This window comes from Actinocrispum wychmicini (assembly GCF_004345645.1).
GTDB classification, from domain to species: domain Bacteria; phylum Actinomycetota; class Actinomycetes; order Mycobacteriales; family Pseudonocardiaceae; genus Kibdelosporangium; species Kibdelosporangium wychmicini.
Window position 1 is genome coordinate 23,640 of sequence record NZ_SLWS01000011.1, and the last position, 12,198, is coordinate 35,837.

Here is a 12,198-nt window from a genome sequence, read left to right on the forward strand (position 1 = left end):
AGGAAGGGCGTCATGAGCAACGCAGACGTGATCAAGAAGTTCGTCATCGACGAGTTCCTGCCGGACGTGAGCGCCGCCGAACTGGCCGACGACTACGACCTGCTGGCCGACGGCGTGATCGACAGCCTGGGCCTGCTGAAGCTGATCGCCTGGGTCGAGGACCACTTCCAGCTGGCCGTGCACGACACCGACCTGGACCCGAACAACTTCCGTAGCGTCGGCGCGATCGACAAGTTCGTCGCCGAGCACGCGAGCACCCAGGTCTAGTCATGCACGCCGCGGTGGCAGCCCTCCTGGACCAGCGGTCCGGGATCGAGCAGGAGACCTGGCGGTCGTTCTGGGACCAGCTGGGCGCCGGCGACCTCGACCGAGGTGAGTCCGTCGCCCTGCTGACCTCGTTGGCCACCAGGCTGCCCGATCACGACTCGCTGCGTACCCTGTTGGCGTCGCTCAACGAGCGCCGCGAGCCGGTGACCGACAGCTGGCCGGGTTCGGTCAACATCGTCGGCACCGGCGGTGGGCCCAAGACCTTCAACATCTCCACGGCGTCGGCCTTCGTGGCCGCCGCCATGGGGGTCCGGGTGGTCAAGACCGGCTCACGCGCGTACACCAGCAGTGTCGGCTCGGTGGACCTGCTCGACCGGCTCGGGGTCACCCTGACCCGGTCGTACCGGCACACCGAGGACACGTTGGAACGCTACGGGATCGCCTTCGCCGGCCCGTTCGTGTACCCGGCGGAGCTGACCAAACTGGCTCGCAGCGTCATGCCGATGAGCCTGAAGCCGTTCGGCCGGTTCCTCAACGCCTTCGGGCCGTTCCTGGCGGCGTTGCCGGTCACGGCGCAGGTCACCGGGGTGTCGGTGCACGCGCCGCAGGCCGAGTTGCGGCGGCTGGTGTCGACCCTGCGGGACCGCAGGATCTGGTTGGTGACCAACGACTCCGGCGCGGACGAGCTGCTCGGCTTCGCCGACAACGTGGTGTACACCAACGACGACACCACGATGATCCGGGTGTGGGCCGGCCGGTTCACCTCGGACGCGGGCACGTTCGAGGACCTGGCCCCGGCCAAGGACCTCGACAGTGTGGTCGACCATTTCCTCGCGGTGATCTCCGGCCAGGCCGGACCCGTCGCCACGGAGACGATCTGCCTGAACGCGGCGGCGCTGGCCGTCGCGACCGGACACATCGAGGACTGGGAGACAGCGGTCGCGGCCGCGCAGGAAGCGGTACGTGACGGCGAAGCGCGTGCGCTCGTGGACAAGATGCGCGCACCCGCGCAACGGAAGCTGACTTTGGTCAAGGATGCCCGGGGGGATGTGGCCGCACATGGCTGAGTTCTTCGACCAGACGGCCGACGGCGAACCGGGCCTGGCGTTGTTCCTCAACGCCGGCGACCCGCCGCTGGACGTGCTGCGCGACCTCGTGCTCATGCTCGACGAGGACGGCGTGGACTGCCTTGAACTGGCGGTGCCGTTCCCGGGTTCGGTCACCGACGGGCCGGTCATCCGGCGGTCGCACGACCGGGCCCTGGCTCTCGGCGTCGGCTTGGCCGAAGTGCTCAGCTTCATCGCGGATGTCCGGCCGCGGCTCAAGCGCCTGCGGATCGCGTTGCTCGCGGACTGGAGCTACTCGGTCAAGAGCAGGCCGTTGCCGGAGGTGGTGGCCGAGATCGCCCAGTCGGGCGCGGACGGCCTGTTGTTGCACGCGGTCCCGCCCAGGGTGCGCACGGGATACTACGAGGTCACCAAAGCCGCTGGCCTCCCCATCGTGACCACGTGCTACCACAAGGTCTCCACCGCGCAGGTACAGGCCGAAGCGGTCGAACACGCGTCGGCGTACCTGTACCTGGTCGCGCAGTACGGCCGGAGCGGCACCGCGCCGGCCGAAGGATTCGGTGACCTGGCCGGAACGGTGTCCTCGTTGCGGAAGGGCACGAGGGCACCGATCGCGGTCGGGTTCGGTGTCAAGACGCGGGACGACGTGTCCACTGTGCACGGCCTCGGGGCGGACGCGGTGATCGTCGGATCGGCGGGAGTGGCGCGGGTCGAAGAAGCCCTCGCGCACGGCAGGGACGTGGTCGCGGAGTTCCAGGACTTCGTGAAGTCCCTTACCACAGTGGAGCAGAGGAGCTGACCATGATCATCCGTCACATTGACGATGTGAAGACCGTGGAGTGGGGCAACGGTCTGAGCCGTCGTTTCCTGTTGGAGTCCGACGGGATGGGTTACACCGTGACCGACACGTTGGTGCGGGCGGGGACGAAGTCGCATCTGGAGTACCGCAACCACCTGGAGGCGTGCTACTGCATCTCCGGTTCGGGTGAGGTCGTGGACATGGACGGCAACTCCTTCCCGATCACACCGGGTGTGATCTACGCGTTGGACAAGCACGACCCGCACTATCTCATTGCGAGCCCGGATGAGGACCTGCGGCTGGTGTGCATGTTCACCCCGGCGTTGCGCGGCGACGAGTCCCACAACCTGGACACTGACGAGTTCTCCGAATACTAGGCCAGCAAAGGACATCGCCCCTGAAGGCGGCACGACATGATCGAATGGAACGAAGACCAGATCGCGTTGCGGGAGGGCCTGGACGCGTGGCACGAGGCCCTGTCCGCCGACCACGTCGAGAACGACGAGGACGGCACCTTCTCCTGGGAGAAGTGGAAGCTGGTCAAGGAGTCGGGGATCCTGTCGCTGCCGTTCGACGAGCGCTGGGGCGGCTTGGGCCAGGACCTGCTGACCATGATGTACGTCCTCGAAGGTCTCGGTGAGGGCTGCCGCGACGGCGGGCTGTGCTTCTCGGTCACCACCAGCATCTGCAGCCTGGGCATCCCGCTGGAGAAGTTCGGATCCGCCGCGCTGAAGGACAAGTACCTGCCGAGGATCACCTCCGGCGACGCGATCGGCGCGCATGCGATCTCGGAGCCGTCCGGTGGGTCGGCGGCGTTGCAGATGAAGACCCGGGCCGACCGGGACGGCGACGAGTTCGTGTTGCACGGCAGCAAGACCTTCGTGTCCAACGGCCCGATCGCGGACCTGTTCATGGTGTATGCCCGGACCCACCCGGACGGTGGCCCGCTCGGGGTGACCGCGTTCCTGGTCGAACGCGACACGCCCGGCTTCGAGATCGGCAACCCGATCAAGAAGATGGGCCTGCGCACCTCCCCGCTCTCGGAGTTGTTCTTCGACGAGTGCCGCATCCCGGCCACCCAGGTGGTGGGCCGGGTCGGCGGCGGGTTCCTGGTGCTGGACCACGTGATGAAACGGGAGATCCTGTTCTCGTTCATCGTGAACGTCGGCGAGATGCAGCACCGGCTGGACCGGTGCATCGACTACGCCACCAAACGCACCCAGTTCGGCAAGCCGATCAGCACCTACCAGTCGATCGCCAACAAGATCGTGGACATGAAGATCCGCCTGGAAACCTCCAGGAAATGGCTCTACGACACCGCCGAGCGGCTGCTGAGAGGCCAGAACGTCACCACCGACATGGCCGTCGCCAAGCTGCTCACCTCGGAGGCGAACCTGGCCTCCAGCCTGGCCGCGGTGCAGATCTTCGGCGGCAACGGCTACATGGCCGAATACGGCCTGGAGAAGGACGTCCGCAACGCCGTCGCCGGCACCATCTACTCCGGCACCAACGAGATCCAGTACAACCGTATCGCATCCATGCTGGGGCTCTGACGCGATGACGAAGACCTTGTTGAAAGTGTGCGGCGCGAAAACCCGCCGCGACGTGGAACTGCTCGCCGACTCAGGGGCCGATCTGGTCGGCCTCTGGCACGGCGTGCCCAACGGACCGTCCGAGGTGTCGGTCGACCAGGTCAGCCTGCTGGCCGAGGCGGCCCGTGCCACTGGCCAGCTCGAACCGATGCTGGTCACCTTCCTGTCCGACGTCGACCTGCTGCGAGAGATCGTGGCGCGCACCGGGATCCGCTGGATCCAACTGCACGCCTACCAGATGCCACAGATGATCAAGGCGCTCCGCCGGACCGTGCCCGATGATGTGACGATTGTGAAGGTGCTGCACCTGCGGGCCGGCACCTGCCTGGAAAAACCCCTGATCAAAGCCTACGAGAAAGCCGGCACCGACCTGTTCCTGCTGGACGTGGTCACCGAAGACGGCCAGATCGGCTCCACCGGACAACGCCTACACCCCAAAGCCGTCGTCGAACTGGTGCCCAGCTTCACCAAACCCTTCCTCCTGGCCGGCGGCATCTCCGCACACAACAGCGCCGACTACGCCACCGTCGCCGCCCACCCCCAGTTCCTCGGCATCGACGTCGACACCGGCGCCCGCGACCACCGCGGCCACTTCGAAGGCAAGAACATCTCCGCTATCACCCGCGGTTGGCGAACCGCACGCCACGAGGAGGTGGCATGATGGCGTTCATCGACGCACTGGTCAACGCCGACCGGCCGGTCATCATGGAGCTCAAACGCCGTGACCCCAACGGTGTTGACCTGTTCGGCGACCGGACGATCCCCCAGATCGTGGCGGAGTACGAGGCGTCGGGCGCGCCCTGCATCTCGGTCGTCACCGGCAAGTGGTTCGGCGGCACGGACTCGATGCTGCACGAGGTCGCCCAGCTGACGAACCGGCCGATCCTGCAGAAGGACTTCATCACCCGCAAGGACCAGTTGGCCAAGGCCAAGCAGTTGGGCGCCTCGGCCGTGCTCTTGACAGCGGGCCTGTTGCCGAAGTCCAGTATTCACAACCTGGTGGAAGCCAGCCTGGCGATCGGGCTCACCCCGTTCGTCGAAGTCACCGAGGAAGCCGAGATCGACGCGCTGCCACGGGCGGCGGACTGCGTTGTCGCGGTGAACAACAAGGACATCAAGAACAAGGAACGCGACCCAGGAGACCTCGATCGGAGTATCCGGTTACTGCCTGCCCTGCAACGCAGCGGTACCAGGTGCCCGGTCAGCGCAAGCGGTATCGCTCAACCGGGTGACGCCGCCAAGCTGCTGGCCGAAGGGTATCGAGGTCTGCTGATCGGGACCGGCCTGCTGCGCACCGGCAGCCTGGCGGAATGGCTTGCCGGACTTGATGAACTACGAGGACCACGCGTGTCGTGAAAGTCGCACTTGGACACCTTGCAGGCCGGTCGGTACCCGCCGACCGGCCTAAAGGCGTGTTCGTAGACGCACGCGTATGGACGTGAGCCGGTTGGCTATGGCCGCGCACGACATGGAGAGGATTCACTGATCTCATGACGACACTGGTTCTGGGGGCTACCGGCAAGACCGGCCGACGGGTGGCCGCGCGGCTGCGGGACCGTGGCGTGGGCGTGCGGGCCAGTTCGCGCAGTTCGACCGCCGCGCTCCCGTCAACCGCGGCGTTCGACTGGGACGACGAGTCGACCTGGCCCGCCGCGGTCGCCGGCGTCGATGGCGTCTATCTCGTGTACTACCCTGAACTGGCCTTTCCCGGTGTCGCCGAGAAGATCGAGGCGTTCGCCGAGATGGCCGTACAGGCCGGTGTGCGTCGGCTCGTGCTGCTCGGTGGGCGCGGTGTCGAACTGCTGGCCGGCCCGAGCGAGCGGGCCGTGCAGAACAGCGGTGCCGAGTGGACGATCCTGCGGTGCAGTTGGTTCTCGCAGAACTTCAGCGAAGGTTTCCTGTTGGAGCCCACCCGCAGTGGCGAGATCGAACTGCCGGCCGGGGACACCCCCGAGCCGTTCCTGGACGCCGACGACATCGCCGCGGTGGCGGTGGCCGCCCTCACCGAGGACGGACACAACGAGCAGATCTACGAACTGTCCGGGCCGCGGGCGATGACCTTCGACGACGCCGCCGAGGAGATCGCCAAGGCCGCGAACCGGGACATCAAGTACGTGCCCATCACGTTCGTCGACTACGGGAAGCTGCTGCGCGCGCAAGGCCTGCCGCGGGCGCTGCTGGAGGTCTTCCGGACCATCCTCGACGGACGCAACGCCGAGCCGACCGACGGTGTCCAACGGGCGCTGCGCCGGGAGGCCCGGGAATTTTCCGAGTACGCCCAGAAAGCGGCAGCGACGGGGGTGTGGAACGCATGAACACGAACGAGCAAGGTCTGTCCACCAAGAACGGTGTCGAGGGCCTGCCTGAGCACATCCGTGCCTTCGCACTGATGCATGTCGCGATGCGCCGGGACTCCGCCCGGCTGGTCGCCGCGGCGCCGAAAGTGACCGGGTCGACGGCTCCGGCGGTCGGCGCGTGGTTCCGTCAGCTGTTCGACATCATCGACTGGCACCACCGGACCGAGGACGACGTCCTCTTCCCGGACATCCGCCGCCGGGTGCCGAGCTTCGCCGCCAAGGAACAGGCCCTCGCGCACGACCACACCGCGCTCGACCAGGCGATGGCCGCGGTCGCGGCGACGCTGGCCCCGGGCGGCGACCTGGCGAAGCTCCCCGTCGCGGCGGAGAAGTTCCGGACGATCCTGTTGGAACACCTGGATCTCGAGGAGACCGTGGTCTTCCCGGTGTTCGTCAACGACCTGTCGGTCAGGACGTACCTCGAGGTTGAACGACGTGTGGTCGGCACCGCCCCGATGTCACTGCGAACGATCCTGTACCCCTGGATGTTCGACGGCATCGACAGACGTACGGCCGCGCGGGTGGCGCAGGCGACCATACCGTTACCGGTGCGGCTGATCGGCGACACGGTTCTCAAGATGCGTTACCAGCGAGCCATCGCGACAGTGGTGAGCCTGGCCAGTTGATCCGCCTGTCGCATCCCCGCACCGTCCCGAGACACGAAAGAGAGCTGTTCCATGCTCGCTGAACAAGGCGCCAACCTGGACGCGCGCCCGAAGAACAACAAGGCGGCCGCGCCGCTGCTGTGGCTGAGCGTGCTGACCTCCGGCCTGATGGCCGGCTTCTTCTGGTCGTTCACCGTCATGGTCATGCCCGCACTCGCCATGTCCGACGACCGGTCGTTCGTGACCGTCTTCCAGAACACCAACCGCACCGTGGAGAGCTTCGGCTTCGGGCTCGGGTTCTACGGCGCCTTGCTGTTCTCGGCGATCGCCGCGTGGATCTTCCACCGCATCGGCCGCAAGCTCACCTCGCGGTGGCTCCTCGTCGCGTTGGCGTGCGTCGTGATCCAGCTGGTCATCACCATGGCCGGCAACATCCCGCTGAACAACGCCCTGGACAGTTTCGGCGACCCGGCCAAGATCACCGACTTCGCCGCCGCCCGGCACGCGTTCAACGAGTCGCAGTGGAACCTGCTTAACCTGTTCCGCACGATCATCAGCAGCCTCGGCGTGCTGGCGGCGGCAGGCGCGGCCGTCCAACACGGCCGCGACCAGCGCGCCCTGTTGGGCCGGTGACCTCAGCTCATCGCCACGCTCGGTGTGAGCCCGCGACCGACACTCGTTCGGTGCTCTTGCGGGCTCACACCGCGTACTCGTTTGAAGGCCGCGCTGAGTGCGAACGCGCTGCCGTAGCCCACTTTCCTCGCGACCGCGCCGAGCGTCGCGTCCGGTTCGCGCAGCAGGTCAGCGGCCAACGCCAGCCGCAGCCCGGTCAGGTAGGCCATGGGCGGCTCGCCGACCAGCGCGGTGAACCGCCGGGCGAGCGCGGCCCGCGACACCCCGGTCCTGGTCGCGAGGTTCGCCACGGTCCACTGGGTGGCCGGGTCGTCGTGCAGCAGCTTCAGGGCCGCGCCGACGACCGGGTCGTGCTGCGCGCGGTACCAGGCCGGTGCGCCGGTACCCGGGTCGCCCAGCCACGACCGCAGGATCGTCACCAGCAGCAGGTCCAGGATCCGGTCCAACACCAGCTCCTGACCCGGCTCGTCCTTGCCGATCTCCCCGGCCAGCAGGGTGATCAGGGCGTTGTCCTGGCCCGCCGGCCGGACCAGCACCGGAGGCAGCGCGCGCAGCAGCCGCTGGCCGATCTCGCCGGTCATCGTGTACGTGCCGCTCAGCATCACTGTGGAGCCCCCATCGCCCCAAGTGCGGACCCCCAGGTTTTTCGCCGCCGAGATGCCCGGCCCGCGGACGACCGTGCACCGCTGGTTCTCGTCGATGATCACGTGCGGCTGGGTTTTGGGGTCGTCCGCCACCGTGTAGGGGTCGGGGCCGCGGAGGATGGCGACTTCACCTGGACGCAGTTGTGTCGGCAACCCGACATCCGGGACGATCCAGGCGTCGCCGTGAATCATGGTCACCAGCGAGAGCGGCGCGTGGTCCTCGATCCGCAGCGACCAGGGCGGGTTCAGCACGGAACGGAGCAGAAACGCCCCGCGTGCCCGTGGACCGTCCACCAGGCCCGACAACGTGTCCACTGTCAGCGAGTCCATGCCGGGAGTCTAGACGACGGCACATGGATTCCCGTTTCACGGCCTTGAACAGTCTCATCATGGAGGAGAACATGGATGTGTTCCGAGGGGCGGTGCTGATCGCCGCGACCGCCGCGTTGGGACTGAACGCGGGTTTGTTCTACGGGTTCTCCTGCTCGGTCATGGTTTCCCTGCGCGGCGTCGACGACCGCACATTTGTGACGGTGATGCAGAAAATCAACCGCGATATCCAGAACGGCTGGTTCTTCGTCAGTTTCATCGGCTCGCTGCTGTTCACCACCCTGGCGCTGGTCCTGTTCGTCGGCCGCAGCGGTTCGATCCTCCTGCCTGTCGGTGTCGGCCTGGCGTTCTACGTGCTGTCGATGGCCATCACGATCCGGGTGAACATCCCGATGAACATCCGGCTGGACCGGGCTGACCCGGTCCAGATGGGCGAGTTGACGCTGCGCAAGGCCCGTGAGGGGTTCGAGGCGCCGTGGTTCCGGGCCAACACCGGCCGGGCGCTGGCGTCCACCGGCGGCTTCCTCGCCCTGTGCTGGGCCCTGGTCCAGTTCAGCGGGTGAGTGTCTTGCGCACCGCTTGCGCACCCGGTCGTAAAAAGGTCATGTGAGCTGCCCGACATACGCCGGGAGAAAGGTCAGACATGGACCTGAGATATTGGCTGCCGCGAGCGGTCGACGTTGTCGAACGCTGGGGTGAGCAGTTCGGTCCATACCAGCCGCATTCGTCGCATCTGGTAAGCGAGGAGGCGTTCGAGAGCGCTTACGACGAGTTCGCCAAGCGCATGGAGAACAACTATCCGTTCTTCCACCCGCGCTACATCGGCCAGATGGTGAAACCGCCGCACCCCGCCGCCGTCGTCGGATATGTCACGGCGATGCTGTACAACCCGAACAACCACGCCGAGGAAGGCGGACCGGCGACCACCGAGATGGAACGCGAGTGCGTCGCCGCGCTCGCCGGCATGTTCGGGATGCGCGACCACCTCGGCCACCTGACCACCAGCGGCACCATGGGCAACCTCGAAGCGCTGTACGTGGCCAGGGAAGCCCACCCGGGCAAGGGCATCGCGTTCAGCTCCGAATGCCACTACACGCACGAGCGGATGTGCCAGGTGCTCGGCGTCCGGGGCCACAAGCTGCCGGTCGACGCGCTGGGGCGCCTCGACCTGGACGCCCTGGACCACGTACTCGCCACCGGTTCGGTCGGCACCGTGGTGGTCACGACCGGGACGACAGGCCTGGGGGCCGTCGACCCGGTGCACGAAGTGGTGCCGCTGGCGCGCAAGTACGGCGTACGCGTGCACGTGGACGCGGCCTACGGCGGCTTCTACAGCATCCTGGCCAGGTCGGACGACCCGCAGGGACTCGACCGGCGGCCCTGGCTGGCGATCCCGGACTGCGACTCCGTGGTGGTGGACCCGCACAAGCACGGCCTGCAACCGTACGGATGCGGCGCGGTCCTGTTCTCCGACCCGCACGCCGGCCGGCACCTGATGCACGACTCGCCGTACACCTACTTCACCGACTCCGACCTGCACCTCGGAGAGATCAGCCTGGAATGCTCCCGAGCCGGCGCCGCCGCGGCCGCGCTGTGGCTCACGCTGAAACTGCTTCCGCTCACCCCGGACGGTCTCGGCGCGATCCTCGCCGCCAACAGGCGCGCCGCGACCCGGTGGGCCGACCTGATCGACACCTCGCCCAGCCTGCGCCTCTACCAACGGCCCGAACTGGACATCGTCACGTATTTCCCGACCGTGCCCGTGCAGACCCTGTCCGCCATCGACACCGCGACGGACAGGTTGCTGCGCGACAGCATGGCCGCGGCCCAGGACCCCGTCTACCTCAGCATGTTGCGTACCGACGCGGACGCCTTCGTACGCCGGCATCCGCAGACCGCACGGGACGCCGGTTCGGCGCGCGTGCTGCGCAGCGTGCTGATCAAGCCGGAGGCCGAAGGCTACCTGGACCAGCTGCACCCCCGAGTAGAAGAACTTGCCGTCGAAGCCGCCGCCCCCGTCGGGCAGACCGGTTTCTGGTGGTAACGCCACTACCACCCCGTCCGCGGAGGGAAGTCCGTTGTCCCCGATCGAAGCACACGCAGACACCGCCGTCCTGGCTACCGAAGCGGACCTGGACGCGCTCGCCACGATGCTCGCCAGGGCGTTCCACCGGGACGGCCTGACCAAGTGGATCTGTCCGGACGAACAGCGCCGGGCCGAGATCCTGCCCGACTTCTTCCAGATCTTCCTGGAGGTCTCCCTGGGGTACGACTCCGTCTACACCAACACCAGCCGGGACACGGCGCTGCTGTTCCTGCCGCCCGGCGCCTGGCACGAGGTGGAACGCGGCGGCGTCGCCCTGTCCCAGCGGTTCGCCCAGATCCTGGCCGCGGACGAGATGGAACGCATGGCGACCATCTCCGGGCTGCAGGCCGTGCACCACCCGATGGGCCGGCCGCACTACTACATCTCGTTCGGCGGCGTGGACCCCGACCACCAGCGGCACGGCGCCATCTCGGTGCTCGGCGACGCCCTGCTCAAGCGGGCCGACGACGAGGAGATGGCCACGTACACCGAGGCCAGCTCGGCCGGCGGCACGTTCGCCGCGCTGCGCTGGGGGTTCGTCGAGGTCGGCGTGCGGATCGACATCCCTGACGGGCCGAGCCTGCGGCCGATGTGGCGGGAACCGCGATGACCGGTGATGATCAAGTCCGCATTTGGACAGCAGCGGAAGTGGACGACGGCCAGGTGCCCGCCGAGCAGCTGCCGCCGGTCCGCGAGATCCTCGCGTGGGCGCGGGACTTCCTGGTCTCGGCCCACCCGGACCTCGGACGCAGTGGCCCGGTGTGCCCGTACACCCAGCCGTCCCTGCGCAAGGGACTGTTCTACCTGGCGTCCCTGGTCGACACGGGTACCGGCACCGATGTCGGCGAAGTGGTCGAGGGCCTGCGCACCTGGTACGAGGACCTGTCCCAGCCACTGTCCACATCGGACCAGGAGCTGTTGACGATCCTGCTCGTGCTGCCGCAGATGGACCACCAGGACTCCACCGAACTGGACGAGGTGCAGCGCAAGGCCAAGGCCCGGTTCGTGGCCGACGGCCTGATGATCGGCCAGTTCCACCCGGTCTGCGACGAACCCGGCCTGTGGAACCACGACTTCAAGGCGCTGCGCGCGCCCGTGCCCTTGTTGGCCATCCGCAAGCTGGTCGTGTTCGACCTGCCGTTCGTGATGGACACCGACGTGCACGCGGAGAGCTACCTCGAACGGTTCGCCCCGGACATCCCGACCCGGATCCGGGACCAGCTGGTCAAACGGGTCGCCAAGAACAACAACAACAATCTGCAGACAGCGAACGGGTGAGGCCGATGACTTCGTTGCAGATCTCAGCCGTGCGTGTCCCGCTCCCGCAGCCGAAAGTGCGGGTCGTGCCCGTGATCGTCTTCGCGCTCGCCGCCGCGGCGGTGATCGCCTGGGCGTTACGGGAGAACGCGCGGTTCCTGCCACGAAGTGTCGTCCCACTGCACAACATAATCGACCATGGCCACGGATCGAGTGGCTATGTGGAACCCGCACCCGTCACGGGTTCGGCGGTAGCGAACTACCCCGGGCTCGTGATGTTCGCGATCCACCTGATGGCCGTCGGGATCGTGGCCGTCGCGTGGCTCGTGCGCCGGCGTTACGGCCGGTCGGACCGGAGCGTCCACAGTGTATCGGCGCGGCTGGTGTTCGCCGTGTTCGCCGCGCTCGCCGCCGCACTGGTCACCCTCCCGGTCGCCACGATGTCCCTGGGAACCGCGATCCTGTTCTCCGGGACATTGACGGCGGCGATGACCGTCATGCAGTACACCTTCGTACTCGCCGTCGTTGGTGTGGCGGTCATCGGCGTTCCGTAACATGTTC

Annotated in this window: 16 protein-coding genes; 15 read left to right on the plus strand and 1 reads right to left on the minus strand. The window is 67.3% G+C overall.

Annotation, left to right across the window (positions count from 1 at the left end):
• The first annotated feature begins 12 nt into the window (after positions 1-12).
• The 10 genes from EV192_RS39575 to EV192_RS39620 all read left to right on the plus strand — a co-directional run bounded on the left by EV192_RS39575 (position 13) and on the right by EV192_RS39620 (position 7,320).
• Positions 13-267: a phosphopantetheine-binding protein gene (locus tag EV192_RS39575; RefSeq protein ID WP_132123802.1), complete on the plus strand. Its 255-nt coding sequence runs from the start codon at positions 13-15 to the stop codon at positions 265-267.
• 2 nt (positions 268-269) lie between these two features.
• On the plus strand, positions 270-1,334 hold the full coding sequence (locus EV192_RS39580) for an anthranilate phosphoribosyltransferase (protein WP_132123803.1): 1,065 nt from the start codon (positions 270-272) through the stop codon (positions 1,332-1,334).
• A complete protein-coding gene (trpA, locus tag EV192_RS39585) occupies positions 1,327-2,133 on the plus strand; it encodes a tryptophan synthase subunit alpha (protein ID WP_132123804.1) in 807 nt (268 codons plus the stop codon). Before EV192_RS39580 ends, trpA begins: the two co-directional genes overlap by 8 nt.
• A 2-nt stretch (positions 2,134-2,135) precedes the next feature.
• Positions 2,136-2,510 carry an ectoine synthase gene (locus EV192_RS39590; protein WP_132123805.1) on the plus strand — a complete coding sequence of 125 codons (375 nt, stop codon included), beginning with the start codon at positions 2,136-2,138 and terminating at the stop codon, positions 2,508-2,510.
• Positions 2,511-2,546: 36 nt separating this feature from the next.
• On the plus strand, positions 2,547-3,686 hold the full coding sequence (locus tag EV192_RS39595) for an acyl-CoA dehydrogenase family protein (RefSeq protein ID WP_132123806.1): 1,140 nt from the start codon (positions 2,547-2,549) through the stop codon (positions 3,684-3,686).
• Positions 3,687-3,690: 4 nt separating this feature from the next.
• Positions 3,691-4,386 carry a phosphoribosylanthranilate isomerase gene (locus tag EV192_RS39600; protein WP_132123807.1) on the plus strand — a complete coding sequence of 232 codons (696 nt, stop codon included), beginning with the start codon at positions 3,691-3,693 and terminating at the stop codon, positions 4,384-4,386.
• Positions 4,383-5,081 carry a beta/alpha barrel domain-containing protein gene (locus EV192_RS39605; protein WP_132123808.1) on the plus strand — a complete coding sequence of 233 codons (699 nt, stop codon included), beginning with the start codon at positions 4,383-4,385 and terminating at the stop codon, positions 5,079-5,081. The genes EV192_RS39600 and EV192_RS39605 overlap by 4 nt, the downstream gene beginning before the upstream one ends.
• A gap of 134 nt (positions 5,082-5,215) precedes the next feature.
• Complete coding sequence (locus EV192_RS39610) at positions 5,216-6,040, plus strand: NAD(P)H-binding protein (protein ID WP_132123809.1); 825 nt, start codon at positions 5,216-5,218, stop codon at positions 6,038-6,040.
• A complete protein-coding gene (locus tag EV192_RS39615) occupies positions 6,037-6,708 on the plus strand; it encodes a hemerythrin domain-containing protein (RefSeq protein WP_132123810.1) in 672 nt (223 codons plus the stop codon). The genes EV192_RS39610 and EV192_RS39615 overlap by 4 nt, the downstream gene beginning before the upstream one ends.
• Positions 6,709-6,759: 51 nt before the next feature.
• On the plus strand, positions 6,760-7,320 hold the full coding sequence (locus EV192_RS39620) for an anthrone oxygenase family protein (protein WP_132123811.1): 561 nt from the start codon (positions 6,760-6,762) through the stop codon (positions 7,318-7,320).
• Between the two features lie 2 nt (positions 7,321-7,322).
• Here the strand turns inward: EV192_RS39620 and EV192_RS39625 are convergent, their stop codons facing one another.
• Positions 7,323-8,279, minus strand: coding sequence for an AraC family transcriptional regulator (locus tag EV192_RS39625; protein WP_132124191.1), 957 nt, complete (start codon positions 8,277-8,279; stop codon positions 7,323-7,325).
• An 86-nt stretch (positions 8,280-8,365) separates the two neighbouring features.
• On the opposite strand from EV192_RS39625, the gene EV192_RS39630 reads away from it, so the two are divergent.
• The 5 genes from EV192_RS39630 to EV192_RS39650 all read left to right on the plus strand — a co-directional run bounded on the left by EV192_RS39630 (position 8,366) and on the right by EV192_RS39650 (position 12,191).
• Positions 8,366-8,857, plus strand: a complete 492-nt coding sequence (locus EV192_RS39630; RefSeq protein WP_165960869.1) for an anthrone oxygenase family protein — start codon at positions 8,366-8,368, stop codon at positions 8,855-8,857.
• Between the two features lie 80 nt (positions 8,858-8,937).
• Positions 8,938-10,338 (plus strand): pyridoxal phosphate-dependent decarboxylase family protein, encoded by a 1,401-nt coding sequence (locus EV192_RS39635; protein ID WP_132123813.1) that lies wholly within the window; start codon positions 8,938-8,940, stop codon positions 10,336-10,338.
• 34 nt (positions 10,339-10,372) lie between these two features.
• A complete protein-coding gene (locus EV192_RS39640) occupies positions 10,373-10,990 on the plus strand; it encodes an N-acetyltransferase (protein ID WP_132123814.1) in 618 nt (205 codons plus the stop codon).
• Positions 10,987-11,658, plus strand: a complete 672-nt coding sequence (locus EV192_RS39645) for a DUF6875 domain-containing protein (RefSeq protein WP_132123815.1) — start codon at positions 10,987-10,989, stop codon at positions 11,656-11,658. The genes EV192_RS39640 and EV192_RS39645 overlap by 4 nt, the downstream gene beginning before the upstream one ends.
• A gap of 5 nt (positions 11,659-11,663) precedes the next feature.
• Positions 11,664-12,191: a hypothetical protein gene (locus EV192_RS39650; RefSeq protein WP_132123816.1), complete on the plus strand. Its 528-nt coding sequence runs from the start codon at positions 11,664-11,666 to the stop codon at positions 12,189-12,191.
• The last annotated feature ends 7 nt before the right edge of the window (positions 12,192-12,198 follow it).

Coding starts and splice junctions, on each gene's coding strand:
- EV192_RS39575 (WP_132123802.1), top strand. CDS start 13: ATGAGCAACGCAGACGTGATCAAGAAGTTCGTCATCGACGAGTTCCTG.
- EV192_RS39580 (WP_132123803.1), top strand. CDS start 270: ATGCACGCCGCGGTGGCAGCCCTCCTGGACCAGCGGTCCGGGATCGAG.
- trpA (WP_132123804.1), top strand. CDS start 1,327: ATGGCTGAGTTCTTCGACCAGACGGCCGACGGCGAACCGGGCCTGGCG.
- EV192_RS39590 (WP_132123805.1), top strand. CDS start 2,136: ATGATCATCCGTCACATTGACGATGTGAAGACCGTGGAGTGGGGCAAC.
- EV192_RS39595 (WP_132123806.1), top strand. CDS start 2,547: ATGATCGAATGGAACGAAGACCAGATCGCGTTGCGGGAGGGCCTGGAC.
- EV192_RS39600 (WP_132123807.1), top strand. CDS start 3,691: ATGACGAAGACCTTGTTGAAAGTGTGCGGCGCGAAAACCCGCCGCGAC.
- EV192_RS39605 (WP_132123808.1), top strand. CDS start 4,383: ATGATGGCGTTCATCGACGCACTGGTCAACGCCGACCGGCCGGTCATC.
- EV192_RS39610 (WP_132123809.1), top strand. CDS start 5,216: ATGACGACACTGGTTCTGGGGGCTACCGGCAAGACCGGCCGACGGGTG.
- EV192_RS39615 (WP_132123810.1), top strand. CDS start 6,037: ATGAACACGAACGAGCAAGGTCTGTCCACCAAGAACGGTGTCGAGGGC.
- EV192_RS39620 (WP_132123811.1), top strand. CDS start 6,760: ATGCTCGCTGAACAAGGCGCCAACCTGGACGCGCGCCCGAAGAACAAC.
- EV192_RS39630 (WP_165960869.1), top strand. CDS start 8,366: ATGGATGTGTTCCGAGGGGCGGTGCTGATCGCCGCGACCGCCGCGTTG.
- EV192_RS39635 (WP_132123813.1), top strand. CDS start 8,938: ATGGACCTGAGATATTGGCTGCCGCGAGCGGTCGACGTTGTCGAACGC.
- EV192_RS39645 (WP_132123815.1), top strand. CDS start 10,987: ATGACCGGTGATGATCAAGTCCGCATTTGGACAGCAGCGGAAGTGGAC.
- EV192_RS39650 (WP_132123816.1), top strand. CDS start 11,664: ATGACTTCGTTGCAGATCTCAGCCGTGCGTGTCCCGCTCCCGCAGCCG.